The following is a 24,997-nucleotide window of genomic DNA, read 5'->3' as shown; positions in this document are numbered from 1 at the left end:
GCCCAGCGGCTCCAGCACAATCCTGTTTTATTGTGCGAAGGGATGCTCTGAGGTGTAAGCAAAAAGCGGAGCGCCTTGCTCATGTGGCGAGTTCCGCCGCCACATGAGCTGCAACAGTGCAGTTCTCAGCGCACGGAAGGCCTATTCGTAATAACCCACAGTCTTCTTCAAGTGATCCGCATACTCGTAGATTTCGTCGACGGAACTGATCGGATGACGTGTCTCGACTTTGTCCTGGTCGAAAATGCCGATGTACTTCTGGGCTCGATTGAAATGCAAACGGCAGATGGGCTTGCGATTGTTATCGTCGAGCAAAATACCGAAGTAGCTCTGGGTATCGCGCTGGACAATACGCTTGGCATCAACCACTGAACGCACCACCGCCCGCACAATGTGATACGCCTCCAGCTCCTCCAGCGTAGTGAAGATCTTTTCCTCAGATCCGTCCGTCTCAGTGGTCTCCTGCACATCGTTGATAGGTGCCGAGTGCTGATTAATGACCACCTGGCTGGAGCCACTCATTGCCGACTTGAGACGATCATTGATCTGGTCATTGAGAAACTGACCGAGCGCCTTGCGGGTCAATTCATAAAACTGCTCCCGCACTTTTTGAGTGATCACACCTTCATAGACGCGGGACGCAAAAACCTTCACCAAGTCGTCGTCGGGTTTGCTCACCTGAGACGCAATGACCTTCTTGATCTGGCTGACGTACTTCAACTCCCCCGCCGCACTAAGAACCGATTCAACGTCAAACGCCGACTTGGTCAACTTGATCAATTCAGGGACGGAGTATTCGTCGATATCCAGCAGATCAAGTTCAAGGAAGGGCTTTTCATCCATCTTGTTCGGCGCATCCAGATCGGTGAAGAACTTGTAGACCTGACCATTAGTAAGAATGGAAATACGCGCACTGGTGACATGAAAATAACGAAACAACTGAGAAGCATGATTGATGTGCAGCGGCTCACCGATTTTCTTGCACTCGATGAGTATCTGCACCTCGCCATCCTTGATGATCGCGTAATCGATCTTCTCGCCCTTCTTGGTTCCAACATCACAGACGAATTCAGGGGTCACCTCCATGGGATCGAAGACGTCATAACCCAGAACCGTATTGATAAAGGGCATGACGAAAGCGTTCTTCGTTGCCTCTTCAGTTTGAATGGCTGCGCCTTGCAAACGCACCTTGGCAGCAAGACTGGTTAGTTTTTCGAAAAATTCCATGAGCGACCTCTGACTGATACCGATCCGTGAGTTAGCGTGCTGGCACTTTGACCGCCAGTAGATACTAGACACAAACCGTCACCAAGACAGACATCCACATCAAGTGAGGCGCACTTCAGTCACGGGCAGCACTAAACCGCAGACGACATCCAACGATGCATCAGCAAGTCTCATAAACAGACAGAGGTGCGGGAGGAACGCTGAACAGCCGCTTTGCGCTCCTCCAACGATCAGGAGTGGCTGATCATCACTCAACCATCCATACGCTCGGTGTGACGTCCGGCCTGGATGGCCTTGGCCATTTGCAGGTGGTTCTCCAGCTTGGGCAGGGTTTCCTCGGCGAAGGCCTTGAGTTGCGGCACGTTACTGGTTTGCGCCTGTTGCTGGATCTGTCGGATCGCCGCTTCAGTGGCCTTGATCTGGTTGGCGGCATAGGCGCGGTCGAAATCCGTCCCCTCGGGTAGCTGCGGCATCAAGCGCTTGGCCTGGTCCATGACCTGCTCTCGGGGGGCCACCGGCAGGTCCAGTTGCCTGGCGATTTTGGCCAGGTGCTGGTTGGCCGTGGTGCGATCGTTGATCACCTGAATGGTGTATTCCTTTACCGCCCTGGACGAGGTGTGCTGATGCGCCAGGCGGCTGGCTTCGATATCGGCCATGCCCTTGGCCGAGGCGTCGTCGATAAAGGCCGCGGGGGACTGGGCCAGGGCGTTGCTGGCGCCAAGGCCGAGCAACAGGGCCAGGCCGGCACGACCGAGGATGGTGGCCATGGGGTTCATGCTGGGAGTCTCCTCTTGCAAGTCAGTACGGCGGGAGCCACAGCACCCGCCTGCATAGGGAAAACCCGAAGCCGCAAAGGTTTAGAAAAATCGCCGGTGGAACGACGAATGGCGAGTCGTTCAGGCCAGAAGCAGAGCCTCGCCCCTGGCCAGGACCTCAGGCGCTGGAGCGGCTTTTGCGCTCGCGCTTGACCGCGTACATCGCCTCATCGGCGTGCTTGAACAGCTGCTTTTCTTCCAGGCCATGTTCGGGGTACAGGCCAATGCCGATACTCGGCAGGATATTCAACGAATGGCCATCCAGGCGCAGCGGCTCGTTGAGCGCGCGGCGAATCTTCTCGGCGACATGCTGGGCATCGTCGCTGTGCTGCACGCTCTCCAGCAGCACCACGAACTCATCGCCGCCCATGCGTGCCACGGTGTCGGTTTCCCGTACGCAGCCTTTGAGGCGATTGGCCACCGCTTGCAGCAGCATGTCGCCCACAGCATGCCCGCAGGTGTCGTTGACCTCCTTGAACTTGTCCAGGTCGACATACAGCAAGGCCATGCGTCCCGAGTCGCGCCGGGCCCGAGCCAGGGCTGAACGCAAGCGCTCGCGCAGCAGCTCGCGGTTAGGCAGGTGGGTCAGTTGATCGTACTCAGCCATGTAATGCAGGCGCGCATGCAATTGCGCCCGTTCGATGGCCGCGGCGAGCTGGGCGCTGACGTACTGCAGCAATTCCAGCTCTGCTTCCCCGTAGCCCTGGGCACCGGGTGCACTTTTGACCATGAGCACGCCGATGGTGCCCTTCTGCGAATTCAGTGGCACGCCCAACCAGCAGCGAGGACCTTGAACGACGGCGAACTGGTTCCACAAATCCCGGCTCAACGGACACTCCGGCGCCAGCAGCAAGGACTGGCCGTGCCGCAGCACCTGCGCGCAGAAACGCCCGATCAGGGTCCCGGGCAGTTCCGGGCTGCTTTCGCAGTCATCGACGTGATAAGGAAAGTTCAGGCTATCGCTGCGCTCGTCGTACAGCGCCAGAACGAAATTGAGCGCCGGCAGCCACTCACCGATGATCCGATGCACATGCTTGAACAGCACCAGCAGGTCCTCGGTGGCGTGGGCCGCTTCGGAAATGGCATACAACGCCGCCTGTTTCGATTCGGCCTGTTTGCGCTCGGTAATGTCCCGGGCCACGGCGATGCGCAACTGGTCCACTTCCGACCAGCGCGCCGACCAGAGGATGTGCGCCACCCGCCCGTCCTTGCGCAGGTAACGGTTCTCGAAATTGGGCTTGGGCACGCCCCCCATGATTTCCCGGGCGGCCTGCAGGGTGCGCTCACGATCGGCCGGGTGCACCAGCTCGATCATCGGCCGGCCGATCAGCTCGTCGGCGGTGTAGCCGAAGACCCGCTCGCAGGCGGCACTGACAAATACGAAACGACCCTGGCTATCTACGGCGCACACGACGTCCAGAAGCAGATCGATGAAACTCGCCAGAGGCGCGGAGTTCTTGGTTGCCATCAGAGAAAGCTACTACCCATGAAAAATGCACTGAGTACCCATCCCTTGAGCCCGGTCAGCCAGTGACGAACACCGGCTGAACACCACCCTCGCACTCCGCGAGCGGCGTTATGCCTTGTTGCCGATCAGCCCCGGCACCGCATGCAGCAGGGCATTGATCGCGAAACCGATGAACATCACCCCGCAGACCCGGGTGATCGCCAGCTCGTGACGCTGATACCAACTGCGTACCTGCCGCGCACCCACCACGCCGATGAGAATAGCGTAAGCGCCGAGGCCGCCCAGGAAGCTCAGGGCAATCAGGCCGGGAAGCATGGACCAACTGAGCAGCTCCGCACGACTGGACAGCAGAGCGGTGAACGTCGCCACCGCCACCGGATAAGCCTTGGGGTTGGTCAGGCCGAAGATGATCCCGTGCCAGAACGGATTGCGCGCTGCACCCTGAGGCTCATCGCCATTGCCACCACGACTGCGGATCGCCCGCAGCCCCAGCCAGAACAGGTACAGACCGCTGAGCACCCCGAGAATGTTGAAGGCGTCGCTGCCGATTTCCCGGGCGCCGACAATGGCGATCAGTGCCGTACTGCACCAGACCACATCCCCCAGCAAGTGCCCGCAGAGAAACCCTGCGCCAGCCTGTCGACCACGGGAAGCGCCAATACCGAAGACCGCCAGGACCCCGGGCCCGGGGGTGATCGCGTAAATGAAACCCGAGGCGATAACAGCCAGCAACAGCGATGAGGTCATCAGCAAGACTCCAGAACGGATGCACCTCACGGCAACGCCAGGCACAGAACGAATCTGGCGGATTCTGCACGATCAAGGCACCTTGCCACCAGCGGCTTTCGTCAGCTGCTTCCCGGTAGCGGCGCCTCAGTCGGCGGGGTAAAAGCGCATTCCTGCGTAAGGATGTTCGCGACAGGCCCGTAATCGCGAAGCCAAGTCACCGACATGAGCCTCCAGTCGATGCCCATCGGGATCGAGAAAATAAAACGACGCGCCCTCGCTGCGGTTGTCGCGCCACTCCGGCACTCGCGCCTCACGCAGGCGCTGAATCAGCGCTGCAAAATCTGCAGCGCCGACGCCAAAGGCGTAATGGGTGTAATCGGCAACTGCCGGTGCCTGCCGTTGCGGGTCCAGGGACAGGCACAGCCACAGTCCCGGCAGTGACAGGTAGGCTCCCGTATCCCAGGTGGCCTCCAGACGCAGTTGCAACAGCGAGTGATAGAAGGCCAGGCTGCGGGGCAAGTCGCTAACCGCCAGGGTCAGGTGATTGAGGCCGGTGAGCATCGATTACTGTCCTTTCAGGGCTTTGCTCAGTGCATAGCGCTGGCCGTCATAATGCAGGGTCGCCACCGTGTTCCTGGGCGGCAGATCACGGCTTTCACAGCCATCACGGCCCTTGAAATGCTTGGTGCTGACTTCACGGGTACGCACGATCAGATCGGCGTAACCGTTGCGCTGGCCACTGCCGACTTCCAGGGTCCGGTGCAGGGTCCGGGAGCGGCCCTCGCACTCACTGCCCCAGCCAAACTCGCCGTGGCTCTCATCCATCACCAATCCTTCCAGCAGCGGCAGGACTTCCTTGTCTTCATGTCGATACAGGGTCAGCACGCTTTTCTCGTAGGGCATGGCACTGGAGCTGTGGTGATAGAGAACCCGCAGGCCAAAGGCTCGCTGCTCTTTATTCAAACGGTAGCGCCCGGTGTCGATCTGCAGCCCCTGCAGGGCCACGGCATCGGAGAACAGAGCAGAATCCTTGTAGTTGCTGGCCAGGGTCCAACCGGAGTCGATGTCCTGCAGCGATACGTCCAGGCTGTAGCTGCTGACGTCGCCAGTCTGGCTCCCGGGCATGGGCGTCGCCCGGGCACTGATGCTCAGCTCCGGCTCCGCGGGCCAGGGCTTGCAGACATAGAACTCTCCGGGAACCCCCGTCGTGTTGTCGCACCCCGCCTGCGCCGCCGTGACACCCCCCAACCCGGCACAAAGGGCCAGGCCCAGGCCGCATGATTCAAGCCACTTCATCAAAACTCCCTCAGATACCGCTGTAGCCATTGGGCAGCACGTAACGCTGGCCGTCGTAATGCAGAGTGATGAGCACCGGCTTGGCGGTCACGGACTTGGACTGGCACTCCTCCCCGACTTTTTCGCTCCGGGTACTGACGCTGACCGAACGCACGATCAGGTCGGCATAACCATGGCTGCGGGTCTTGGCGATCTCCAGGGTACGCGTGGTTTCAGTGCCCTCGCCGGCGCACTGGCCATCCCATTCGCCGTTGTAGGAATGGGCCAGGAACTTCTCCAGCACCGGGCGCAGGGTGCTGCCTTCGCGCACATATAGGCTGAGCCAGATCTGATTGAAAGGGTTGACCCGGGACGAGCCCTCGAACCCGGCCCGAACCCCGAAGGCCCGCACTTGTGGCGCCAGTTGGAAGCGCCCGGTGTCGAGCTTCACGCTTTCCAGGCGGAAGGCGTCGGAGACGAAAGCCACAGGCTGCCTGTAACTGGCCAGGGGCTTGCCGCTGTTGCGGTCCAGCACCGCCAGTTGCAGGTTGTAGGTGCCGTCACCGTCGCCGGTGTCGCTGGGGTCCGGAACCTGTTCCGACAGCAGGCTGATGCTCTGGTCGTCAAAGGCCGGCCAGTCCTTGCACAGGGAAAAGCCCGGAACCTCGGCGTTGCGTGGCGGCGGCAGGCACTGGGCCGCGACGGATGTGGTGCCGGCCAGCAGCGCCAGGCTGCCCAGAAGCGGGATCAAAGAAGAGCGACGGAACATTCACGACTCCTTGTGACAGGCGGATACAGCGCGATTTCAGGTCGCACTATCCTCTGCCCCGTCGACGCTTTCAACGCTGGGAGCACGCGCGTGGGAGTGGCCTTGCCTTGTAACAACTGCAGGCCTGACGAATGGCCGGACCTGGGCTAGGGTATGACGAGGTAATATGTTGTATTACACATCACTACAACGAGACTGCCATGTCCATCATGTCCCTACGCTTGCCCGATGAACTTGCTGAAACTCTGGCCCTGCTGGCAAAAGCCACCGGACGCAGCAAGTCGTTTCTCGCCGTGGACGCCCTGCGTGAATACCTGGCGCGGGAAGCCTGGCAAATCGAGGAAATCCAGAAGGCCCTGAACGAGGCCGACGCAGGTGACTTCGCCAGTGCCGAAGAAGTGGCGGCCATCGCCGGCAAGTGGACCAACAATGCGCATTGAATGGCTACGCAGCGCCCTGAACAACCTGGACGCTGAGGCCCGTCATATCGCCCAGGACGATCCCCGGGCCGCCGGGGAATTTGTCAGGGCGCTGTTGATCGGTATCGAGCAACTGGCCCGGTTCCCCTCAAGTGGCCGCGAAGGCCGCCTGCCCGGCACCCGGGAATGGGTAGTGCCGGGCTGGCCTTACCTGATTCCCTACCGGGTGCGCGGGGACCGGCTACAGATTCTGCGAATTTTCCATACCCGCCGTCAGCCCCCGGCACGTTGGTGAACGCTTCACTTGTAGGAGCTGGCTTGCCAGCGAAACGGACCTACCCGTTCCTCAAAACGCGCTACGGAAAATCTCTTCGATCTGCCGTTGCTCCGCCGGACGCGGGTTGGTCAGGCCGCAGGCGTCTTTCAGGGCATTGGCCGCCAGCAGTGGAATGTCCTGCAACTTGGCGCCCAGTTCCCGCAAACCGGCGGGGATTTCCACGTCCCGAGCCAAAGCGCGAATCGCCGCGATTGCCGCCTGGGCCCCCTCCTCCGGGCTGAAGCCTCGAATATCCGCACCCAGGGCGTGGGCCACATCGGTCAGGCGCTCGGCACAGACGCTGGCGTTGAAGCTCTGCACATGGGGCAACAGCACTGCGTTGCATACGCCATGGGGCAGATCATAGAAGCCACCCAACTGGTGAGCCATGGCATGCACGAAGCCCAGGGAAGCGTTGTTGAAGGCCATGCCGGCGAGGAACTGCGCATACGCCATGTTCTCCCGGGCCAGCAAATCGCTGCCGTCGTGCACCGCCTGGCGCAAGTTCGCGCTGATCATGCTGATGGCTTTGAGCGCACAGGCATCGGTGATCGGGTTGGCGGCGGTGGACACATAGGCCTCCACCGCGTGGGTCAGGGCGTCCATGCCGGTGGCGGCGGTCAACCCCTTGGGCATCGCCACCATCAGCGCCGGATCGTTGACCGACAGCAGTGGCGTGACGTTGCGGTCGACGATGGCCATTTTCACGTGGCGCGACTCGTCGGTGATGATGCAGAAGCGGGTCATCTCGCTGGCGGTGCCAGCGGTGGTGTTGATGGCAATCAACGGCAGTTGTGGCTTGCTCGACTGGTCGACCCCTTCGTAGTCGCCAATGTGTCCGCCGTTGGTTGCACACAGGGCAATGCCCTTGGCGCAGTCATGGGGCGAGCCGCCGCCCAGGGAGATGACGAAATCACACTGCGACTGCTGCAACTGCGCCAGCCCTTGCTCGACGTTGGCGATGCTCGGATTGGGCTTGGCGCCATCGAAGATCACCGAATCGATGTCCTGCATGGCCAACTTCTCGGCGATCATGCCCGCCACCCCGGCCTTGGCCAGGCCGACGTCAGTGACGATCAGCGCCTTGCGAAACCCATAATTGCGAATGGCGCTCATGGCCTCGTCCAGGCAATTGATGCCCATGATGTTGACGGCTGGGATGAAGAAGGTGCTGCTCATGAGGAAGTCTCCAGGCGAATGCCCAATGCGGGGTGTCGATTTATGTCTGCCCGACAGGATCGACTCATCGGTCACGGGCGATCTTGATCTGGCTCAAGGGTCGGTCGTGATAAAGTCGGCGCCCTGATGACCTTCTGCCTTGAGACCAATGACCGCGATGACGGATTTCCAGGAATTTGACGCCGAACTTGAAGACTGGAACGCCCTGGGCACGAGCACACCGTTCAATGGCCTGCTGATCGGCAACGGTGCCAGCCGTGCCGTCTGGGAAGACTTTGCCTACGACTCGCTGTTCGAAAACGCTCGCACAGTGGAAGAAAAGCCCCTGAGCCAGTCCGAGCTCAGCGTCTTCGAAGCCCTGCAGACCCGCAGCTTCGAACAGGTACTGGGCGCGTTGAAAACCACCAGCCGGGTCAACAAGGCCCTGGCGGTCAGCTCGGCGGCGCCGCGCAACCGCTACTACGCCATCAAGGAAGCCCTGATCAACACCGTGCATGCGGTACACATCCCCTGGCGCCTGGTACAGCCGCAAAGCCTGGCGGCGATCAACCAGGAACTGCGACGCTATCCCACGGTGTTCACCAGCAACTACGACCTGCTCAACTACTGGGCGGTGCAGCACGACAACCAAGGCATCGATGACCTGTTTCACGGCGCCGATCCGGCCTTCGCACTGGGCACCACCTCCAGCGCCGCTACTCGCTTGCTCTACCTCCACGGCGGCCTGCACCTGGTGCGCAACCTGGACGGCAGCGCGCGCAAGCTGAGTTCCACCGAAGGCACCCTGCTGGGCAGCTTCGCCATCAACAACACCCTCAAGACCCTGGATGACGTGCCGCTGTTCGTCAGCGAAGGGCCCCTGGCGGACAAGCTCAAGACCATCCGCAGCTCGGACTACCTGTCGTTCTGCTACCAGCAACTGCTAGACCACAGCGGCGCCCTGTGCATCTTCGGCCACAACCTGGGGCCCCAGGACCAGCACCTGGTGCAGGCGATCCGCCAGTCGGCCGTCACGACCCTGGCGATCTCCATCTACCCGCGCAGCGCGGCGTTCATCCAGCACCAGAAGCGCCACTACGCCAAGCTGTTCGAAGGGTTGGAGTTGAACCTGCGCTTCTTCGATTCCAAGACCCACGCCCTGGGCAACCCGGCCCTGTCGGTGCCCGTGGAACGCTGATTGCGCCGGGCTTGGGCGTCCTTGGGATCGTTGCGGGCCTGCGGCCCGTTCGCAGCCTGCGGCAGCGGCTACAGGGCTCATTCTTCGTTGCTGTGTACCACCACTAGCAGCTGCGCCTGCTCGTCGCCCAGGGAGCGGATGCGATGGGGCTTCTGGGCATTGAAGTGCAGCGCGTCGCCACGGTTGAGAATCACCCGCTCGTTCATGAAGTCCACTTCCACCTGGCCTTCATGGACAAACAGGAACTCCTCCCCCAGGTGTTCCTTGAAGGTCTTGTCACTGAACTCTTTGGCCGGGTAGATGATGAACGGCAGCAGGTTGCGCTCGCTGACCTGATGGGCCAGCACCGCGTATCCCGGCGTCTGGTCGTTGGCTGCCAATGACTGGCGCTCATCGCTGCGCACCAGGCTGTAGCTGTCCAGGCTGATGCTGTCCTCGGCGAACAGCTCCTCGACCTTGACGTTCAACGCCTTGGCCAGCTTCAAGGCGGCGGCGATCGACGGGGTGTTCAACCCGCGCTCGACTTTCGACAGGTAGCTCTTGGTCATCCCGGATTTTTCGGCCAGGGCCTCCAGGGTCACGCCAAGTTTTTTTCTCAGTAATTTCAAACGGATAGACATGTGGAGCGATTAATCCATCTAGAAAACAACGATTGGCGCTTGCCAATGACACAAAGTGTCATATAGCCTCTTTAGTGTCATCAGCATTCACCCAACGACCTTGCAAGTAACAGGTGAAGTGCAGACCCGACGTCCATTGCACCCTCACCAAGGACCCCGATATGGCCAAGACATTAGCACTGCCCAAGGACCAACTGATCAAGCAAGCCCTGACCCAGATGCAAAACACCCTGGCGGATAATACGTGGACCGACCGGCAAAAGCTGGCCCTGACCTGCCGCATTCTGTTCGAGAACGGTCACGACTCGGGCCTCGCCGGGCAGATCACCGCCCGCGGTCCACAGCCAGGCACCTACTACACCCAGCAACTGGGCCTGGGTTTCGATGAAATCAGCGCCAGCAACCTGCTGCTGGTCAACGAAGACCTGGAAGTCCTCGAAGGCCACGGCATGCCCAACCCGGCCAACCGCTTCCACAGCTGGGTGTACCGCGCCCGGCCGGACGTGAACTGCATCATCCACACCCACCCGACCCACGTTGCCGCGCTGTCGATGCTGGAAGTGCCGCTGGAGGTATCGCACATGGACCTCTGCCCGCTGTACGAGGACTGTGCCTTTCTCGAAGCCTGGCCCGGGGTGCCGGTGGGCAACGAAGAAGGCGAAATCATCTCCGCGGCCCTGGGCGACAAACGCGCGATCCTGCTTTCCCACCACGGTCAGCTGTCCACCGGGGCCAGCATCGAGGAAGCCTGCGTCATCGCCCAACTGATCGAGCGCGCAGCCAAGCTGCAACTGCTGGCCATGGCGGCCGGCACCATCAAGCCGATCCTTCCGGAGCTGGGTCGTGAAGCCCACGATTGGATTTCCAAGCCCAAGCGCCACGGCGCGGCCTTCAACTACTACGCGCGGCAGAACCTGAAAAAACACGCCGACTGCCTGAACTGATCCACCCCTTATGCCTTGCTAGGAGTTGCACCATGTCCACACCCGATATCCACGGCATCATCGGCTACACCGTCACCCCCTTCGGCGCTAACGGCGAAGGCCTGGACCTGGACGCCCTCGGGCGTTCCATCGACCGCATGATCGACGCCGGCGTCCACGCCATCGCGCCCCTGGGCAGCACCGGCGAAGGCGCCTACCTCAGCGACGCGGAATGGGACCAGGTCGCCGAGTTCAGCATCCGCCACGTCGCCAAGCGCGTGCCGACCATCGTCAGCGTCTCCGACCTGACCACCGCCAAGGCCATCCGCCGCGCGCGCTTTGCCGAAGCCCAGGGCGCCGACGTGGTGATGGTGCTGCCCACCTCCTACTGGAAACTCAGCGAAGCCGAGATCCTCACCCACTACCAGGCCATCGGCGCCAGCATCGGCGTGCCGATCATGCTCTACAACAACCCGGCCACCAGCGGCACCGACATGTCGGTGGAGCTGATCCTGAAGATTTTCCACACCGTGGAGAACGTCACCCTGGTCAAGGAAAGCACCGGCGACATCCAGCGCATGCACAAGCTGCACCTGCTGGGTGAAGGCCAGGTGCCGTTCTACAACGGCTGCAACCCCCTGGCCCTGGAAGCCTTCGCTGCCGGTGCCCGCGGCTGGTGCACGGCGGCGGCGAACCTGATCCCCCAGCTCAATCTCGATCTGTACCAGGCCGTGCTGGAGCATGACCTGCAACGGGCCCGGGAGCTGTTCTACCGCCAGTTGCCGCTTCTGGATTTCATCCTCAAGGGTGGCTTGCCGGCCACGGTCAAGGCCGGGCTGGAACTGGCCGGACTGAACGCCGGCGAGCCGCGCCGGCCGGTGTTTGCCCTGAACGAGGGCGCACGCCAACAGTTGCAGGCGCTGCTGCAGACCCTGGGTTGAAGCCCTGACAAAAAAGCCCGGGCGGCTGACACCGTCCGGGCTTTGGCATGGGCCGCGCTCACGCGTGGCTCAGTGACTGTTCTGCACCACAGGGGCCTGGGCCTTGAACTGCGGGTCCTGCAACATCTGCGCGATGAAGTCGTCGGTGATGCGCTGCACATGCTGGTATTGGCCACCATCGGGATTGGCCCAGCCGCGCCAGGAGCGGGTCTGATTGCTGACCCGATACTTGGCCAGCGGCTGGTCACCACGGCTGACATGGAACATCACCTGGCTGTCCCAGGTGGCCCGGCCCGGCACGATAAACAAGGTCATCGCACTGAGCAGCCCCATGGGAATGTTCTGCCAGCCAAAGTAATCACTGTTGGCCATTACGATCACGTTGTAGCCATCGACACTGAACCCCGACTGCACCTGCTCGAAGGTGCCGCGACGACGCAGGTTGTCACGGATCAGGCCGGCGGGGATGGCTCCCATGACACTGACGCTGATCGCCGGCAACCGCTGCTGATAATCCACCTCGGCCGGCTTGAGACTATGGCTGGTCTGGCAACCGCCAAGCCCCAGCATCAGCACCAGCAACAACCACAACCGACTGCGCATTACAGATCCCCCGACAGCATGGCCTTGAGCATCGACGCCTTGGTCCCCTGCTCCTTGACGATCAACGACGTGACGTCTTCCATCTTCTCTAGATCGACCCGCTGCAGGCTCGGCACCTGCGGGTACTTGGCGCGTACCAGGGCGGCGTCGCGCTCCAGGTGGTCACTGTGCAGAAACACGCACTTGGCCCCTGCCGCCGACAGGCAGCCGGCGCGGAAATCACCGACGTAATAGGCCTTGCCGGCTTCCAGTTCCAAGGGGATGGAGAAGTCTTCGCGGCTCCAGGCGGTGGCGTTACCGCGGTCGAAGTGCAGGTTGTAGATCTCGTAGCGCCCGGGTTTGAGCGGCATCACGAACAGGCTGCCGATGCCGTGCCAGGTCTCGCGCACATCCCGTGGCGTGCGGCCGTAGATCTGGTTGTACAAGCGTGCCGAGGCGAATCCCTCACCGCCTCGTGGGCGAATCAGCAGCATCTGTTCGTTGGCGGTGTGCACCGCCTTCGGCCAGATGCCCACCACGCCCACCACATAGGCCACCCCCGACTGCGAATCCGGGCGCATGCTCTCGGCGATTTTCGTGGAAGGCAGGCTGTAGCAACCGCTCAGCGCCAGCAGCGCAGCGAGTAATACGAGAGGGCGAATCATGAGGTCGCAGATCCCTTGGACAATGATCGATTACGTCACCCAAGGTGCCTGGCATGCCGAGCGCCCGGTGACGGGCGCGGAGGATAAAGCAAGTAATATCATTTCGCCATAATTCGGTCGCCAAACGGCTGGCGTCCGCCAGGGGCTCGAACCAAAGCTTGCCGCCATCACGGGCGACAAGCTTCAGCTGGGCAAATGGCGGCGCAGCCGTGCGGCCTTGCCCCTGATCAGGCCGAGCGGCCTCAGGCATTACCGAACCGGGTTCAAACGGCTGTCAGATCCTTGATGTTGTGGCTCGGACCGTTGGCCTTGACGCTGGCGATGCCCTTGTCCCGGGCCGCTTCCGATGAATAGGCTTCACTGCTGCCGATGATCTGGTGATTGGCCGCCTTCAGCGTGAAATAGGGCTGGCCGTCCTTGGTGCTCTTGCGCTCGTAGCGCTCCTCCAGGGGACTGTTGGCCTGCACCGAGGCAATACCGTTCTCCGCGGCCGCGCGAGTGGTGTATTGCTCGCTGGTGAGAATGGTCTCGGCGTTGGCCGCCTTGAGCACGAAACGAAATTGACCGTTGCTGCTTTTCTTCAACTCATACCATCCGGACATGCTGTTGTTCCTTGCGTTGATTGATGGGCGTTGCGCCTTGAAAGTAAAGACTCTTTGCGCGATTCAGCCATTGCCCCGATGACTGAAAAATCGGTTTTCCACTCGCGCAAGCCCCAGGTGTTCGCGCAGGGTGTGTCCCGTGTAACGCTGGCGAAACAGGCCCCGGCGTTGCAGCTGCGGGGTGATCAATTGCACGAAATCCTCGATGGCTCCCGGCAAATGGGTAAACAGCACATTGAAGCCATCGGCGGCGTACTCCTCGTACCAGGTCGCCAGTTCATCGACGATCTGCCCTGGCGAGCCGTTCCCAGCACGGTTCAAGGCCTGATTGATCCGGAAAAACAGGCACCTGCTGACCAATCATTCGCAAAGTGACAAATAGCAATAATTCTCGATATCATTCGCGACCTTGTGCTCACCGCGTCGTCAAGAAGGATATCCATGTCTCGCTCCAAGACCGACTCTGCGTCGGCGGACTCTGTTCGCGGGTTCTATGCGGACATCCTGCATTTCCTGCGTAAACGCACGGACAACGCCAGCGACGCGGCGGACATGACCCAGGACGTGTTCACCCAATGGCTCGATTACCGTGATCGGGCCCAGGTCGAGCAGCCCCGGGCCTTCCTGTTCCAGATGGCGCGCAATCTGTTGCGCGATCATTGGCGGCGCCAGCAAGTGCGCTCCAAGGTGCACCACGAGGCCCGCCACGAGGAAAATTTCGACAGCGAGCCCCTGGCCGACGAACAGCACGAGCCGCTGCCCGCCGCCCAGCGCCTGCAACGCCTGGAACAATTGAAAGAAGTCCTCGCCCAACTCTCGCCGCGCCGCCGCGAAGCCCTTATGCTGCACCGCTTAGAAGGGCTGAGCCAGGCGCAGATCGCCGAACGCATGGGGATTTCCGTGAGCATGGTGGAGAAACACATCGCCTTTGCCCTGCTGCACTGCAAGCAGCACCTACAACGAGAAAATGGCAAGGAGCAGCCTGAATGACCCGCTTTCCCGGCACCCGCGACGACCTCGACAGCGAGCAGATCGATGCCCAGGCCGCCAGCTGGTTCGCCCGTAACCGCAATGATCCGGACCGTGCCACGCGCAAGGCCTTCGAGAGCTGGGTCAGTGAACCGGCCCATGCCCGGGCCTACGCCGAATTCGAGGAGCTGTGGGACGACCTGGCGCAGCTGCAACAACTGAGCCGCCCGGTGCCACTTCCCCGGCGCAAGGCGCCGCTCTGGCGCCCGGCCCTGGCAGTGGCCGCTGCTCTGCTGTGCGCGGTACTGGCGGCCAACCTGGGCACGCCCCAGGCCCCCTACCGGCAGCAGATCGCAGCCCAGGAACAGGGAGCGCGAGCCTTCAAGCTGCCGGACGGCAGCACTTTGTACGTCAATGCCAATACCCAGGTGAGCGTCGATTTCAGCGCCCATCAGCGCAACATCTACTTGCAGGCGGGCCAGCTGTACCTGGAAGTCGCCGCCGACAAGGAGCGTCCACTGTGGGTGCACAGCGGCGAGGCCAAGGTACGGGTGGTGGGCACCGCTTTCGACGTGCGGCGCGGCCAGCGCCAACTGGTGGTCAGCGTGGCCCACGGCCAGGTGGCCTTCAGCCCGGACGGCAAGCCCGGGGAGCTGACCCTGCTGGGCGCTCGGCAACAGGCCACCTATGACCTGCAAAAAGGCACCTTGCGCCAACAGACCCTGGACCGCGACGAGGTAGCCGACTGGCGCAGCGGGCGCCTGGCCTTTCGCAACCGCGACCTGGCCAGTCTGGTGGACGAGTTGAACCTGTACCGCCAGCAACCGGTACAACTGGCCGAGGGCCCGCTGGGTGCCTACAAGGTTTCCGGCAACCTCGACGTCAACGATCCGGATGCCCTGGTCAAGGCTCTACCGGCCCTGATCCCGGTGAAAACCCGGGTCCAGGCCAACGGTCAGCTGAAGATCGAAGCCCGCTAATTTTTTATATGAGAATATTTTGCATTCGCATATGAGGTTTTTTTTCACTGCCGCGTCTTCCTCCTGTCTGCGATCTGTCCGCAGCGCCTTTTTGGCCTTTAAGCCGCTCTGGGGGAAGTCATGTTTCGCGCGTTCTTGCCTGTTCCGTTAGTCCGTACCCGCCCGACCCTGCTCGCCGCCTGCCTGGCATTCAGCCTGCAGGCCCATGCCGGGCCGCTGCATTTCCAGTTGCCGGCGCAACCTCTGGCCGCCTCCCTGAGCCAGATCGCCCAGCAGGCGAAAATCCAGCTGCTGTTCGATGAACAACTGCTGCGCAATGCCAAGGCCCCGGCCCTGCAAGGCGACTACAGCCCGGAAGAGGCGATCCGCGCCCTGCTGCAGAACGGCCAGTTCAATCTGATGAAGGTCGACAACACCTACATCGTGCGCCCTGCCGAGACCAGCCTCAGCAGCGGTTCGGCCCTGCAGTTGGGGGCCATGAGCGTGATCGGCAACGGCACCGAAGTGGACGCCGCCAGTGTTGGCCGCTCGACCTTGAACCAGGCGGAAATCGATCGCCACCAGGCCACCAACGTGGTCAGCCTGATCGACACCCTGCCCGGCGTAAGCCTGGGCGGCTCGCTGAAACCCGGCGGCCAGACCATCAACATCTGGGGCCTGGGGGACGCCGAAGACGTGCCGATGAGCGTCGATGGCGCCACCAAGAGCGGCTTCGAACGCTACCAGCAGGGTTCGGTGTTCATCGAGCCGGAACTGATCAAGCGCCTGGAGGTGGAAAAGGGCCCGCACTCCCCCGAGACCGGCAATGGCGGTTTCGGCGGCACCGTGCACATGGAGACCAAGGACGCACCCGACCTGCTGCAAGACGGGCGCAACAGCGGCGCCATGCTCAAGTACGGCTACAGCAGCAACAGCCACGAACAGGCCTACACCGGCGCGGTGTACGGCCGCACCGATGATCAGCGCTTCGATGCCCTGGCCTACTGGACCAAGCGCGACGGCGATGACATGAAAATAGCCAGCGCCCAGCCCGACCCGAAGAATGCCTACCCGATCAACCCCAAGCGCCTGCCCAACACCGCCCAGGACATGCAAGGCGAGCTGTTCAAGCTGAACATGCAACTGACTGACGAGCATCGCCTGGGCTTCAGTTACATGCGTTCCAACAGCGACATCTGGGCGCCCTTCTCGGCCAAGAGCTACCCGACGCCGCCGAGCCAGAGCGACATCAACAAGTACGGTTATGACGGCGCCACCCGCCGCTTCCTGGCCCAGCGCAATACCATCGACACCACCTGGATCGCCAAGTACCAGTACACCCCCGTAGACAATCCGTGGATCGACTTCGAGGCCAAGTACTCCGACTCCACCACCGACCAGACCGACGAGCGCGGACCGAACGCCTACTTCCAGCCGACATCCGGTGGCCGCAAGATCACCGTGGGCTATGACGACAAGATCCTGGCCCTGAAAAATACCAGCCGCTTCAGCACCGGCCCGCTGGAACACGCGCTGACCAATGGCATCCAGATCCGCAAGCACACCCGCGAAGTCGACATGTGGATGCCGGGCAAGACCTATGAAGTGCCCAAGTACAACTACGGCCACTACCAGCCGGGCTTCATGCCCCACGGCAAGGTCGACAACAATGCCTTCTACATCCAGGACGCCATCACCCTGGGGAATTTCACTCTGACCCCGTCCCTGCGCTACGACCATGTGCGCAACCGCGGCCAGAAGAACGACGCACCGTTCTACAACAGCCCCGACCCGGTGGCGGGCCATGATTACGGCGACAAGACCTACACCGGCTGGTCGCCTCGGCTGTCGGCGTTCTGGACGGTAACCCCGCAATTCGCCCTGTTCGCCGACTACAGCAAGACCTGGCGTGCACCGGTGATCGACGAGCAGTACGAGGTCCAATCGGCCGCCTCCACCCGCTCCGCCACCAGCCGCGACCTCGACCCGGAACGCATCACCGCGTTGCGCGCCGGTAACATCACCAGCTTCTCCGACGTGTTCACCCAGGCCGACCGCGTGCAGGTGCGTACCACGCTGTTCCACAACACCATCAAAGACGAAATCATGAAGAACCTCGGGATCGGCTGCCCCGAGCAACTCACCAGCGGCAAGAACATCGGCCAGGTGTGCAACCAGCCGACCATCGGCGTCTACCGCAATATCGGCGACCTGACCATCAAGGGCTTCGAGGTGGAAAGCTTCTACGACTCGACCTACCTGTTTGGCTCGCTGTCGTACTCGTGGATCACCGGCAAGCATGAAGCTGCCTACACCAACCCCTGGGGCCCGAATGTCTGGGCCCGGGACATTCCGCCACGCAAGTGGGTGGCCAGCCTGGGGGTGAAGATTCCACAGTGGGATGCGCAAGTGGGCTGGCAGGGCCAGTGGGTGCGCCAGACTGACCGGGTACCCAGCGACATCTATGCCGGCGGCCCGGCCAGCGTCTTGGGCGACTCCGCCTGGGACCAGTACAAGAACGACCGCTACAACGTGCACGGCCTGTTCGCCAACTGGAAACCCCAGCAGCCTTACCTCAAGGGCACCGAAGTCAACTTCACCCTGGACAACATGTTCAACCGTGACTATCGCCCACCGCTGAGCGGCGAGAACGCCTCCAGCCTGGGACGCAACGCCAAGATCAGCGTGACCCGCTTCTTCTGACGGCCGCTGGCTGCGGTGCATCGGACGCACCGCAGCAGGCCAGCCGTTGGCCATCACGGATGTATTGCAAGCCTTTAGCCAAGCCCTGCCGCCCGCTCCTGCCGGGCTAAGATCGACTCCCCCCTGAAAACCGCTGAAATGCCTTTGGGCGCTTTCAGTCGACTTCCCATTGATTGTGTACGACATCTGTCGTACAACCGAGAAAGCATCATGGACAGAGGCTTCAGGAAGGTCAGGCGTGACCTGATCAATGCACTACAGAATGGCGACTATCTGCATGCCGCGCGCGGCTCGATCGAGGTCAAGAACCTGCTGGCCACGGGCGAAGTCTCGGCCGATCAACTGATCGAGGTCATCAGCGCCTGCAAGGGCCCGGACCACAGTTGCAGCGCACATCACAGCGTCCCGGGCATCGCGGTCCACGTGCTGAAAAAGGCCGGCTGGTACATCAAGTTCTACTTTATCGAGCCAGATGTGTGGTTCATCAGCGTTCACCGATGAGGGCAACCCATGAAACTCTTTCTGCAAGGCGACCGGGGCAAGGCGCTCTGCGAGCATTGCCAACAGGTGGTCGGCATCACCTACCTACGGCGCGACGTCCCCTTCAGCGACGGTAACGGCCTGGCCCGGGACATCCTGGTGGGGGTCTGCGACCAGTGCGCCACCACCGTAGCCATTCCGCCCCAGTCGACGCCGGCGATCAAGGACGCGCGCCAGCACCCGTTGACCTCCATCGAGGCGCGGCTGCCCGCGGTCTATCTGGATGTTCTGGATGCCGCCATGCACTCGGTGATCCAGGACGCCGGGGTGCAGATGCGCAAACTGTTCTTCAGCTACTACTTCAGCGCCCGGGTCGCCCCGTGCCTGGAACGGGTGCATAGCACTTTCACCGCCTACCTGGCCGAACAGGCCGAGGCCCGCCAGCTGCCGGCGGTCCATTCAATGAAACGCCTGTCGCTGAAGGTCAACCATTATGTGGCCGAGGATCTCGCGCGCCTGCTGCAGGCGACGCGGATGACCCAGACCGAGCTGCTCAAATCGCTGATCGCGCAAATGCGCCTGGATGTGCTCGAAGGCGGCAACCCGGGGGTGATCGCCGACCTGCGCCAGCTGGCACGCCTGGGGCTCTAGCCCTCAGCCTTTGCCGCGGCCCGCAACCCGGCCCGCCCGCAGGAAATCGCCCCAACGGCGCACCAGGTAGTTGTGCTCGTCCATCACCGAGTTCCACACGGCGATGTGCCCCATGCGCTGCGGGTAGGAACCGCCGTCGCGAGTCTCGCCGATATCGATCAGCGGCGCGCCATCGCTGCCCGGCAACTCTTCCCGGGCCGGCTTGCCGGCGTACCAATAATCCCATTCGGCGCTGCTCAGGTGATCGCGGGTACGCGCCGGGTTGCCGATGTAGTAGCCCTGGCGCGCCATCACCGCTCCGGGCCAGCCCGACAGCCACCAATTGAGATAGGCGTAGGCCGCGTCCAGCACCGCGCCCTGGGCATGGCGCGACAACGACAGGCCGCCGAACCAGGCGCGGTAGCCCTCGCGCGGCACCGCCAGACGGTATTTGACCCCGGCGCGGTGCAAGCGCATCAGGGTCGGCGACCACAGGCTCTGGATATCGATGCGCGGGCTGAGCATCAGTTGCGCGGCTTCTTCGTCGTCCGACCAGAACGCCGCGAAATGCCCTTCGCGCTGCTTGCGTACCAGGATCTGCGCCAGCCGGTCGATCTCCTCGATGCTCAGGTTGCCGATGTCCTTGAACGACTCCAGGCCACAGCCCTGCACCGCCAGCGCAGCGTCCAGAGCGCCGATCGCGGCGTCGCTCTGCAAGGCGATGCGCCCGCTCCAGGCCGGTTCCAGCAGCCAGCCCCAGCTCTCGTTGGCGCTGGAAAACCCCGCCGGCAGGCGCTCCGGGCGGTAGGCGAAACTGTCGGCGTTGTGGGTCAGCGGCAGCATGCTGATGCGCTCGCTGACCGTGCTGCCCAGGCTGCCGTCGTGCTGCACATAGAGCCGTTCGCTGGGCACGCTGCCACTGCCCAGGCGATCGCTGGGCGACAAGCGTCCGCGCTTGGGCAGGTCGTTGATCTCGTGCCACAGGGCAATGCGCCGGGTATCGATGGGCTGGATCGCCTGGGCCGGCCAGACGAAATCGACGTTGTGAAACCACTGGTCATAGAGGTCGTAGCTGTCCGGCTGCATCACCGCGATGCGCTGGGCCTGTTCCACATCGTGCACCTGATACACCAGGCGAATGCCCAGGTCCTGCTCGGCGCGCAGCCGCAGGGATTCGAGCAGGGTCACCGAGGTGCCCAGTACCCGCAGGGTGACCGGTTGCGTCGCCGCCATCAGGCACTCTCCCCGGCGAGCGGAGCGAAGCTGCGGGCAAACACCTCGAAAGAACGACGCAGTTGCTCGGGCTCCAGCCCGCGCAGGATAAACACCAGCCGCGAGCGATGATCGGCACTGGGCCAGCGCGGCAGATGCACGGGAGCGTGCAGGCAATGCTGCACGCCATGAATGACGATGGGGGCCTGGCTGGCGTTGATATTGAGCAATCCTTTCACCCGCAGAATTCGTTCGCCGTGGCATCTTAGCAGCATCGACAACCAGACCCCGAAGCCCACCCAATCCAGCGCTTGTTCGAACTCCAGGCTGCACACTTGCGCCGCGCCATGCTGTGGCGCAGTCGCTTTGAGTGGCCGCTGCAATTGCCAGCGCACTACTTCCCGCTCGGCCGTCGCACCGCGCAGGCCTTCCCCCAGCAACAACTGGTCACCACTCTGGATCTGCTGGGTCAACAACAGCGGCGCCCCGGGATTGAGCCGCTGCAAATACTCGCGCAACGCCGCCTGGGTCGCCTCGTCGACACAATCGGTCTTGCTCAGCAGCAAGCGATCCGCGGCCGCCACCTGGGCCAGCCACTCCGGGTGCAGGCGCTCCTGCAACGCCGCGTGGCTGGCATCCACCAGGGTCACCAGCAGGCCGATGTGCACCCGCCCGCGCAATTGCGGGTCGTTGTTCACCGTGGCCAGGATCGGTGCCGGGTCGGCCAGCCCGGTGGTTTCCAGCAGCACCCGGCGAAAGGCCGGGACCTCGCCCCGGCTGCGCCGCGCCAGGAGCGCCAGCAGCGCCTCTTTCAACTCGCCGCGAACCGAACAGCAGACACAGCCGCTGGGCAGCAGCACGGTGTCCGGCGCCACCTCCTGCACCAGCAAATGATCGATGCCGATATCGCCGAACTCGTTGATCAGCAACGCCGTGTCGCCCAGGCTCTGGTCCTGCAACAGGCGGTTGAGCAAGGTGGTCTTGCCACTGCCGAGAAACCCAGTGATGACGTTCAGCGGCATGCTCATGGCTGTTGCTCCAGGTGTTTGAGAAGCACGGGGTCGAGAGGATCGAGGGGCCGGCCGAGCATGGATTCAGCCAGGCTCCACAGCTGCTCCAGGCCGCTGGCCAACTCCTGGCGGCCAGTGGCGCCGAGCAGCAAGTAGGCCGAGCCCTGGAAGTCCTCGACCTTGAGCCGCAACGGCGCCAGCACCCGATTGATCGCGGCGATTCTGCGCAAGCGTTCGCGACGCCGGGGCAGTTGATCCCCCAGCGGATCGCTCCAGTGCACGTCTTCGCCCAGCAGCCCGCATAAGCCGCACATGCTCAGTCCTCCTTCATGGCATGACATCCCCGGAGTTCGGGCCCAGGGTCTGGCCAACGAACAGGTTGCCCCCCGGCTCGCTGGCCAGCAGCACCGCCGTGGGCGCCACCTCATCGGCGAGGCCGAAACGCCCGAGGGGCAATTCGGCGGCCTTGGCGGTTTTCCAGGCGCTGCTGATGCCGGCCACCAGCGGCGTCTCGATCGGCCCCGGGGCGATGGCGTTGACCAGCACGTTGTCCTTGGCCACTTCCAGGGCCAGGGACTTGGTGAAACCGATGACGCCGGCCTTCGCCGCCGCGTAGTGGGTCAGCTCGGCGCCGCCCTTGATCCCCAGTTGCGAGGCGACGTTGATGATCCGCCCCCAACGCTGCGCCAGCATGTGAGGCAAGGCCCGCTGGCTGGCGACGAAGACGCTGGTCAGATCGACCCGCAGCATGTCGTTCCACATCTCGATGGAGAGGTCGACGCAACGGGCCTGGGTCAGCATGCCGGCGTTGTTCACCAGGATATCGATGCCGCCGAAATGCTCGACGCAGGCATCGACCCCGGCCTGGGCGCCTTCGACGCTGCCGACATCGGCCAGGCATTCGACGACTTCAGCGCCCAGTTCGCGGCAGGCTTGAACACTCTCGGCCAGGCGCGCGGGGTCGCGGTCGGCCAGCAGCAGGCGAGCGCCGGCGACGGCATAAGCCCGAGCGATAGCGGCGCCGATGCCGCTGCCGGCACCAGTGATCACGGCGCGGCGGTTGTGCAGGTGTTGCATGTGCAGCACTCCTGAAAAAGCTCAGCCCCTGGACGCCCCCGAAGGGGCGCGGCTGAATTGAAGACGTAGAAGGTTTGGCGGTAGAGCGATGAGCAGCCTCGGCGGCAGCTACAGGTCGCAACCGCAGCTCAATCCGGCCAGCGCACCGTCAGGCCGCCATCGATGACGATGCTCTGCCCGGTCAGGTAGCTGGACTCGTCGCTGGTGAGAAAGCGCACCAGCGACGCCACTTCATCGGCCCGCCCGACCCGCCCCAGGGGAATCGCCCGGGCCGCCTTGGCCAGGCCTTCCGGGCCCAGGGAGTTCTGGCTGTCCAGCGACTGCGGGGTCTCGATCAACCCCGGGATCACCGCGTTGCAGCGAATGCCCCGGGCCGCCAGTTCCACCGCCAGCGAGCGGCACAGCCCCGGCACCCCGGCCTTGGCCGCGGCGTAGTGGGCGTGGTCCTGCCAGCCATAGACGCCGCCGGCAATCGAGGAAATCGCCACGAGGGCACCGCCCTCCTCCATGTGTTTGACCGCCGCGCGGAAGGTGCGCATGACCCCGGTCAGGTCGACATCGAGCATGGCGTTCCAGGCTTGGTCGGTCATCTCCAGCAACGGCGCACGGCGCAGCAGGCCGGCATTGGCCACGGCGTAATCGAGGCGGCCAAAGTGCGCCACGGCCTGCTCGGCCAGGGCGTCCACCGAGACGCTGTCGGTCACGTCCAGGGGCCGCATCAGGCAGTGCCCGCCCGCCTCGGCCACGAGCTCGCGGGTGGCTTGCGGGTCATGGGGGTCGGCGGGGAAATAACCGCCCACCACCGCCACACCGGCCCGTGCATAGGCCACGGCCAGGGCCTGACCGATGCCGCTGGCGGCACCGGTGATCAAGGCGACTTTTTGAGTCATGGATCACTTTCCTTATTGAACGGTTTCAGGACGCACATGGCGCGCGGCGAACATCAGCGCACCGGAGAGAAAGCAAGGCAACGCGCCGAAATACAGCGCAGAGGTCTGCCAGTCGCCACCGGCGGACAGCACCTGGGTGGCGCCGAAACCCGCCACCACCGCGCCGATCGGGCCCATGGCGTGGATGATCGCGCCGCCGGTGGCGCGGATGCTGGTGGGAAAACTCTCGCTGATGAAGAACAGCGCCGCCGAGTACGGGCCAATCAGGAAGAACAGGCCCAGGCTGTAGAGGCCCACCACCATCGGCAGGTTGCTCGGGCCGTAGAGCATGCCGGCGAACGACAGGCCGCCGAGCATCCAGCCCAGGCCGATGACATTGCGCCGGCCGATCTTGTCGCCCATCCAGCCGTGGCTCAGGTAGCCGCAATAGCCCACCAGGTTGGACAGCACCAGGATGATCAGCGAGTTCTCGAAGGAGATGTGGTGCACGCTGACGATCACCGATGTGCCCAGCACGCTGAACACCTGGATCGCCGCCCAGTTGAGCAGGATCGCCGCGCCGATCACCAGGGTCGCGCGCCGCGCCGGGCCACGAAAGGCCGCGGCCAGGCCGGCCTTGCTGTGCTCGTCGTAGTCCACGCCGTAAGTCAGCGCCACCGCCTGCGCCTCGCTGACCGAACCGCTTTTGCGCAGTTGGCTGATGCGCTGGTGGATCTGGAACTGCGGGCTCTCCTTGAGCTTGCGCGCCATCACCGCGATGACGATGGCCGGGATCGCGGCAAAGATGAAGCAGCCTTGCCAGCCGATGATCGGCAGCAGCACCGCGGTCAACCCCGCGGCGATCAGCGCCCCCACCGGCCAGCCACCCTGCACCAGGCTGTAGATGAAGCCCCGGCGCTTGGCCAGCTTCGGATCATCGGAGGCCGCGTACAGCTCGCTGAGGTAGGTGGCGTTCACCGTTTCCTCGGCGTAACCCAGGCCGCCCAGGGAGCGGATCAGGATCAGCGGCGACTTGCCCCAGGCACCGCCGATGGCGGTCAGCGCCGAGCAGATGGCCGAGCCGCTGACGGTGAAAATGATGCCCATGCGCCGCCCCAGCTTGTCCACCAGCGGCCCGATGGCCAGGGCCACCACCGCGGTGCCCACCGCCACCCAGGTGGCGATCTCGGCCTGCTCGACCTCGCCCCAGCCGAAGTGCCGGCCGATCTCCGGCAGCAAGGTGCCAAACAGAATGAAGTCATACACCGCGAAGACCCAGGCGAAGAAGGCGATCCAGGTGGCGAAGCGCACCTGGTCCGGGGTCAGTTGCTGGGGTTTCCAGCCAGTCAGGTCGAGCTTGTTATAGATAGACATCAATCAC

General features: G+C 63.0%; 28 protein-coding genes and 1 pseudogene. 10 read left to right on the top strand and 19 right to left on the bottom strand.

Features of this window, described 5'->3' with window-relative positions:
* Window positions 1–141: 141 nt before the first annotated feature.
* From KHO49_RS08055 to KHO49_RS08025, 7 genes are all read right to left on the bottom strand, one after another.
* Window positions 142–1,227: a type I restriction endonuclease gene (locus KHO49_RS08055; protein WP_102861564.1), complete on the bottom strand. Its 1,086-nt coding sequence runs from the start codon at window positions 1,225–1,227 to the stop codon at window positions 142–144.
* Between the two features lie 251 nt (window positions 1,228–1,478).
* The gene (locus KHO49_RS08050; protein WP_213664863.1) at window positions 1,479–2,003 is read right to left on the bottom strand and encodes a DUF4142 domain-containing protein; all 525 of its coding nucleotides are present in this window, start codon (window positions 2,001–2,003) and stop codon (window positions 1,479–1,481) included.
* Between the two features lie 157 nt (window positions 2,004–2,160).
* Window positions 2,161–3,510, bottom strand: a complete 1,350-nt coding sequence (locus KHO49_RS08045) for a sensor domain-containing protein (protein ID WP_102878690.1) — start codon at window positions 3,508–3,510, stop codon at window positions 2,161–2,163.
* A 108-nt stretch (window positions 3,511–3,618) separates the two neighbouring features.
* A complete protein-coding gene (locus KHO49_RS08040; RefSeq protein ID WP_102878689.1) occupies window positions 3,619–4,257 on the bottom strand; it encodes a LysE family translocator in 639 nt (212 codons plus the stop codon).
* A 126-nt stretch (window positions 4,258–4,383) separates the two neighbouring features.
* Window positions 4,384–4,800 (bottom strand): fosfomycin resistance glutathione transferase, encoded by a 417-nt coding sequence (gene fos / locus KHO49_RS08035; protein WP_213664862.1) that lies wholly within the window; start codon window positions 4,798–4,800, stop codon window positions 4,384–4,386.
* Between the two features lie 3 nt (window positions 4,801–4,803).
* Window positions 4,804–5,535, bottom strand: a complete 732-nt coding sequence (locus KHO49_RS08030) for a PA3715 family protein (protein ID WP_213664861.1) — start codon at window positions 5,533–5,535, stop codon at window positions 4,804–4,806.
* A gap of 10 nt (window positions 5,536–5,545) precedes the next feature.
* Complete coding sequence (locus tag KHO49_RS08025) at window positions 5,546–6,283, bottom strand: PA3715 family protein (RefSeq protein WP_213664860.1); 738 nt, start codon at window positions 6,281–6,283, stop codon at window positions 5,546–5,548.
* A gap of 200 nt (window positions 6,284–6,483) precedes the next feature.
* Here KHO49_RS08025 and KHO49_RS08020 point away from each other — a divergent pair, with 200 nt between their 5' ends.
* Window positions 6,484–6,723, top strand: coding sequence for a CopG family ribbon-helix-helix protein (locus tag KHO49_RS08020; RefSeq protein WP_213664859.1), 240 nt, complete (start codon window positions 6,484–6,486; stop codon window positions 6,721–6,723).
* A complete protein-coding gene (locus KHO49_RS08015) occupies window positions 6,713–6,997 on the top strand; it encodes a type II toxin-antitoxin system RelE/ParE family toxin (RefSeq protein WP_213664858.1) in 285 nt (94 codons plus the stop codon). The genes KHO49_RS08020 and KHO49_RS08015 overlap by 11 nt, the downstream gene beginning before the upstream one ends.
* A gap of 51 nt (window positions 6,998–7,048) precedes the next feature.
* Here the strand turns inward: KHO49_RS08015 and yiaY are convergent, their stop codons facing one another.
* Window positions 7,049–8,197: an L-threonine dehydrogenase gene (yiaY, locus tag KHO49_RS08010; RefSeq protein ID WP_102878685.1), complete on the bottom strand. Its 1,149-nt coding sequence runs from the start codon at window positions 8,195–8,197 to the stop codon at window positions 7,049–7,051.
* Window positions 8,198–8,354: 157 nt separating this feature from the next.
* Here yiaY and KHO49_RS08005 point away from each other — a divergent pair, with 157 nt between their 5' ends.
* Entirely contained in the window at window positions 8,355–9,374 is a 1,020-nt protein-coding gene (locus tag KHO49_RS08005) for a DUF4917 family protein (RefSeq protein WP_102861727.1), read from the top strand.
* Window positions 9,375–9,451: 77 nt separating this feature from the next.
* Here the strand turns inward: KHO49_RS08005 and KHO49_RS08000 are convergent, their stop codons facing one another.
* Window positions 9,452–9,994: a helix-turn-helix domain-containing protein gene (locus KHO49_RS08000; RefSeq protein WP_103742256.1), complete on the bottom strand. Its 543-nt coding sequence runs from the start codon at window positions 9,992–9,994 to the stop codon at window positions 9,452–9,454.
* Window positions 9,995–10,155: 161 nt separating this feature from the next.
* Between KHO49_RS08000 and KHO49_RS07995 the strand changes: the two genes are divergently transcribed.
* Complete coding sequence (locus tag KHO49_RS07995) at window positions 10,156–10,938, top strand: aldolase (RefSeq protein ID WP_102878683.1); 783 nt, start codon at window positions 10,156–10,158, stop codon at window positions 10,936–10,938.
* Window positions 10,939–10,970: 32 nt separating this feature from the next.
* The gene (locus tag KHO49_RS07990; protein ID WP_213664857.1) at window positions 10,971–11,858 is read left to right on the top strand and encodes a dihydrodipicolinate synthase family protein; all 888 of its coding nucleotides are present in this window, start codon (window positions 10,971–10,973) and stop codon (window positions 11,856–11,858) included.
* A 69-nt stretch (window positions 11,859–11,927) separates the two neighbouring features.
* On the opposite strand, the gene KHO49_RS07985 is transcribed toward KHO49_RS07990, so the two are convergent.
* The 4 genes and pseudogenes from KHO49_RS07985 to KHO49_RS07970 all read right to left on the bottom strand — a co-directional run.
* Window positions 11,928–12,461, bottom strand: a complete 534-nt coding sequence (locus KHO49_RS07985; RefSeq protein WP_213664856.1) for a hypothetical protein — start codon at window positions 12,459–12,461, stop codon at window positions 11,928–11,930.
* On the bottom strand, window positions 12,461–13,105 hold the full coding sequence (locus KHO49_RS07980; RefSeq protein ID WP_213664855.1) for a hypothetical protein: 645 nt from the start codon (window positions 13,103–13,105) through the stop codon (window positions 12,461–12,463). Before KHO49_RS07980 ends, KHO49_RS07985 begins: the two co-directional genes overlap by 1 nt.
* Window positions 13,106–13,368: 263 nt before the next feature.
* The gene (locus KHO49_RS07975; protein WP_102878679.1) at window positions 13,369–13,707 is read right to left on the bottom strand and encodes a YegP family protein; all 339 of its coding nucleotides are present in this window, start codon (window positions 13,705–13,707) and stop codon (window positions 13,369–13,371) included.
* 63 nt (window positions 13,708–13,770) lie between these two features.
* Window positions 13,771–14,010: pseudogene (locus KHO49_RS07970) on the bottom strand (nitrilotriacetate monooxygenase); the annotation flags it as partial.
* Window positions 14,011–14,148: 138 nt separating this feature from the next.
* Between KHO49_RS07970 and KHO49_RS07965 the strand changes: the two are divergent.
* The 5 genes from KHO49_RS07965 (at window position 14,149) to KHO49_RS07945 (ending at window position 19,469) form a co-directional block, all read left to right on the top strand.
* A complete protein-coding gene (locus tag KHO49_RS07965) occupies window positions 14,149–14,697 on the top strand; it encodes an RNA polymerase sigma factor (RefSeq protein ID WP_213664854.1) in 549 nt (182 codons plus the stop codon).
* The gene (locus KHO49_RS07960) at window positions 14,694–15,656 is read left to right on the top strand and encodes a FecR family protein (RefSeq protein ID WP_213664853.1); all 963 of its coding nucleotides are present in this window, start codon (window positions 14,694–14,696) and stop codon (window positions 15,654–15,656) included. The genes KHO49_RS07965 and KHO49_RS07960 overlap by 4 nt, the downstream gene beginning before the upstream one ends.
* Before the next feature lie 120 nt (window positions 15,657–15,776).
* The gene (locus tag KHO49_RS07955; protein WP_213664852.1) at window positions 15,777–18,338 is read left to right on the top strand and encodes a TonB-dependent receptor; all 2,562 of its coding nucleotides are present in this window, start codon (window positions 15,777–15,779) and stop codon (window positions 18,336–18,338) included.
* Between the two features lie 210 nt (window positions 18,339–18,548).
* Window positions 18,549–18,839 (top strand): hypothetical protein, encoded by a 291-nt coding sequence (locus KHO49_RS07950; protein WP_249735484.1) that lies wholly within the window; start codon window positions 18,549–18,551, stop codon window positions 18,837–18,839.
* Window positions 18,840–18,848: 9 nt separating this feature from the next.
* Window positions 18,849–19,469: a hypothetical protein gene (locus tag KHO49_RS07945; protein WP_213664850.1), complete on the top strand. Its 621-nt coding sequence runs from the start codon at window positions 18,849–18,851 to the stop codon at window positions 19,467–19,469.
* Between the two features lie 3 nt (window positions 19,470–19,472).
* Here KHO49_RS07945 and KHO49_RS07940 read toward each other — a convergent pair whose 3' ends face one another.
* The 6 genes from KHO49_RS07940 to KHO49_RS07915 all read right to left on the bottom strand — a co-directional run bounded on the left by KHO49_RS07940 (window position 19,473) and on the right by KHO49_RS07915 (window position 24,990).
* Window positions 19,473–20,681 (bottom strand): ABC transporter substrate-binding protein, encoded by a 1,209-nt coding sequence (locus tag KHO49_RS07940; protein WP_102878674.1) that lies wholly within the window; start codon window positions 20,679–20,681, stop codon window positions 19,473–19,475.
* Window positions 20,681–21,688: a CobW family GTP-binding protein gene (locus KHO49_RS07935; RefSeq protein WP_102878673.1), complete on the bottom strand. Its 1,008-nt coding sequence runs from the start codon at window positions 21,686–21,688 to the stop codon at window positions 20,681–20,683. The genes KHO49_RS07940 and KHO49_RS07935 overlap by 1 nt, the downstream gene beginning before the upstream one ends.
* Entirely contained in the window at window positions 21,685–21,984 is a 300-nt protein-coding gene (locus KHO49_RS07930; protein WP_102878672.1) for a hypothetical protein, read from the bottom strand. The genes KHO49_RS07935 and KHO49_RS07930 overlap by 4 nt, the downstream gene beginning before the upstream one ends.
* A gap of 13 nt (window positions 21,985–21,997) precedes the next feature.
* Window positions 21,998–22,747 (bottom strand): SDR family NAD(P)-dependent oxidoreductase, encoded by a 750-nt coding sequence (locus tag KHO49_RS07925; protein ID WP_102878671.1) that lies wholly within the window; start codon window positions 22,745–22,747, stop codon window positions 21,998–22,000.
* Between the two features lie 128 nt (window positions 22,748–22,875).
* Window positions 22,876–23,637 carry an SDR family NAD(P)-dependent oxidoreductase gene (locus tag KHO49_RS07920; RefSeq protein ID WP_110651873.1) on the bottom strand — a complete coding sequence of 254 codons (762 nt, stop codon included), beginning with the start codon at window positions 23,635–23,637 and terminating at the stop codon, window positions 22,876–22,878.
* A gap of 12 nt (window positions 23,638–23,649) precedes the next feature.
* Window positions 23,650–24,990 carry an MFS transporter gene (locus tag KHO49_RS07915; RefSeq protein ID WP_060837915.1) on the bottom strand — a complete coding sequence of 447 codons (1,341 nt, stop codon included), beginning with the start codon at window positions 24,988–24,990 and terminating at the stop codon, window positions 23,650–23,652.
* Between the last annotated feature and the right edge of the window lie 7 nt (window positions 24,991–24,997).

The sequence above is a fragment of the Pseudomonas sp. RC4D1 genome (assembly GCF_018390395.1).
In the GTDB taxonomy this organism is placed as follows: domain Bacteria; phylum Pseudomonadota; class Gammaproteobacteria; order Pseudomonadales; family Pseudomonadaceae; genus Aquipseudomonas; species Aquipseudomonas danubii.
Note: the sequence above shows the minus strand (reverse complement) of the source record. Positions and strands in the feature narration are given on the sequence as shown.

What these genes read in the sequence shown, in the direction of transcription:
- KHO49_RS08000 (WP_103742256.1), bottom strand. Translation starts at nt 9,994, where the DNA reads ATGTCTATCCGTTTGAAATTACTGAGAAAAAAACTTGGCGTGACCCTG.
- KHO49_RS08045 (WP_102878690.1), bottom strand. Translation starts at nt 3,510, where the DNA reads ATGGCAACCAAGAACTCCGCGCCTCTGGCGAGTTTCATCGATCTGCTT.
- KHO49_RS07960 (WP_213664853.1), top strand. Translation starts at nt 14,694, where the DNA reads ATGACCCGCTTTCCCGGCACCCGCGACGACCTCGACAGCGAGCAGATC.
- yiaY (WP_102878685.1), bottom strand. Translation starts at nt 8,197, where the DNA reads ATGAGCAGCACCTTCTTCATCCCAGCCGTCAACATCATGGGCATCAAT.
- KHO49_RS07985 (WP_213664856.1), bottom strand. Translation starts at nt 12,461, where the DNA reads ATGCGCAGTCGGTTGTGGTTGTTGCTGGTGCTGATGCTGGGGCTTGGC.
- KHO49_RS07940 (WP_102878674.1), bottom strand. Translation starts at nt 20,681, where the DNA reads ATGGCGGCGACGCAACCGGTCACCCTGCGGGTACTGGGCACCTCGGTG.
- KHO49_RS07995 (WP_102878683.1), top strand. Translation starts at nt 10,156, where the DNA reads ATGGCCAAGACATTAGCACTGCCCAAGGACCAACTGATCAAGCAAGCC.
- KHO49_RS07965 (WP_213664854.1), top strand. Translation starts at nt 14,149, where the DNA reads ATGTCTCGCTCCAAGACCGACTCTGCGTCGGCGGACTCTGTTCGCGGG.
- fos (WP_213664862.1), bottom strand. Translation starts at nt 4,800, where the DNA reads ATGCTCACCGGCCTCAATCACCTGACCCTGGCGGTTAGCGACTTGCCC.
- KHO49_RS08050 (WP_213664863.1), bottom strand. Translation starts at nt 2,003, where the DNA reads ATGAACCCCATGGCCACCATCCTCGGTCGTGCCGGCCTGGCCCTGTTG.
- KHO49_RS07915 (WP_060837915.1), bottom strand. Translation starts at nt 24,990, where the DNA reads ATGTCTATCTATAACAAGCTCGACCTGACTGGCTGGAAACCCCAGCAA.
- KHO49_RS07980 (WP_213664855.1), bottom strand. Translation starts at nt 13,105, where the DNA reads ATGATTCGCCCTCTCGTATTACTCGCTGCGCTGCTGGCGCTGAGCGGT.
- KHO49_RS07945 (WP_213664850.1), top strand. Translation starts at nt 18,849, where the DNA reads ATGAAACTCTTTCTGCAAGGCGACCGGGGCAAGGCGCTCTGCGAGCAT.
- KHO49_RS08025 (WP_213664860.1), bottom strand. Translation starts at nt 6,283, where the DNA reads ATGTTCCGTCGCTCTTCTTTGATCCCGCTTCTGGGCAGCCTGGCGCTG.
- KHO49_RS07975 (WP_102878679.1), bottom strand. Translation starts at nt 13,707, where the DNA reads ATGTCCGGATGGTATGAGTTGAAGAAAAGCAGCAACGGTCAATTTCGT.
- KHO49_RS08055 (WP_102861564.1), bottom strand. Translation starts at nt 1,227, where the DNA reads ATGGAATTTTTCGAAAAACTAACCAGTCTTGCTGCCAAGGTGCGTTTG.
- KHO49_RS08040 (WP_102878689.1), bottom strand. Translation starts at nt 4,257, where the DNA reads ATGACCTCATCGCTGTTGCTGGCTGTTATCGCCTCGGGTTTCATTTAC.
- KHO49_RS08020 (WP_213664859.1), top strand. Translation starts at nt 6,484, where the DNA reads ATGTCCATCATGTCCCTACGCTTGCCCGATGAACTTGCTGAAACTCTG.
- KHO49_RS07935 (WP_102878673.1), bottom strand. Translation starts at nt 21,688, where the DNA reads ATGAGCATGCCGCTGAACGTCATCACTGGGTTTCTCGGCAGTGGCAAG.
- KHO49_RS08015 (WP_213664858.1), top strand. Translation starts at nt 6,713, where the DNA reads ATGCGCATTGAATGGCTACGCAGCGCCCTGAACAACCTGGACGCTGAG.
- KHO49_RS08030 (WP_213664861.1), bottom strand. Translation starts at nt 5,535, where the DNA reads ATGAAGTGGCTTGAATCATGCGGCCTGGGCCTGGCCCTTTGTGCCGGG.
- KHO49_RS08005 (WP_102861727.1), top strand. Translation starts at nt 8,355, where the DNA reads ATGACGGATTTCCAGGAATTTGACGCCGAACTTGAAGACTGGAACGCC.
- KHO49_RS07930 (WP_102878672.1), bottom strand. Translation starts at nt 21,984, where the DNA reads ATGTGCGGCTTATGCGGGCTGCTGGGCGAAGACGTGCACTGGAGCGAT.
- KHO49_RS07950 (WP_249735484.1), top strand. Translation starts at nt 18,549, where the DNA reads ATGGACAGAGGCTTCAGGAAGGTCAGGCGTGACCTGATCAATGCACTA.
- KHO49_RS07955 (WP_213664852.1), top strand. Translation starts at nt 15,777, where the DNA reads ATGTTTCGCGCGTTCTTGCCTGTTCCGTTAGTCCGTACCCGCCCGACC.
- KHO49_RS07920 (WP_110651873.1), bottom strand. Translation starts at nt 23,637, where the DNA reads ATGACTCAAAAAGTCGCCTTGATCACCGGTGCCGCCAGCGGCATCGGT.
- KHO49_RS07925 (WP_102878671.1), bottom strand. Translation starts at nt 22,747, where the DNA reads ATGCAACACCTGCACAACCGCCGCGCCGTGATCACTGGTGCCGGCAGC.
- KHO49_RS07990 (WP_213664857.1), top strand. Translation starts at nt 10,971, where the DNA reads ATGTCCACACCCGATATCCACGGCATCATCGGCTACACCGTCACCCCC.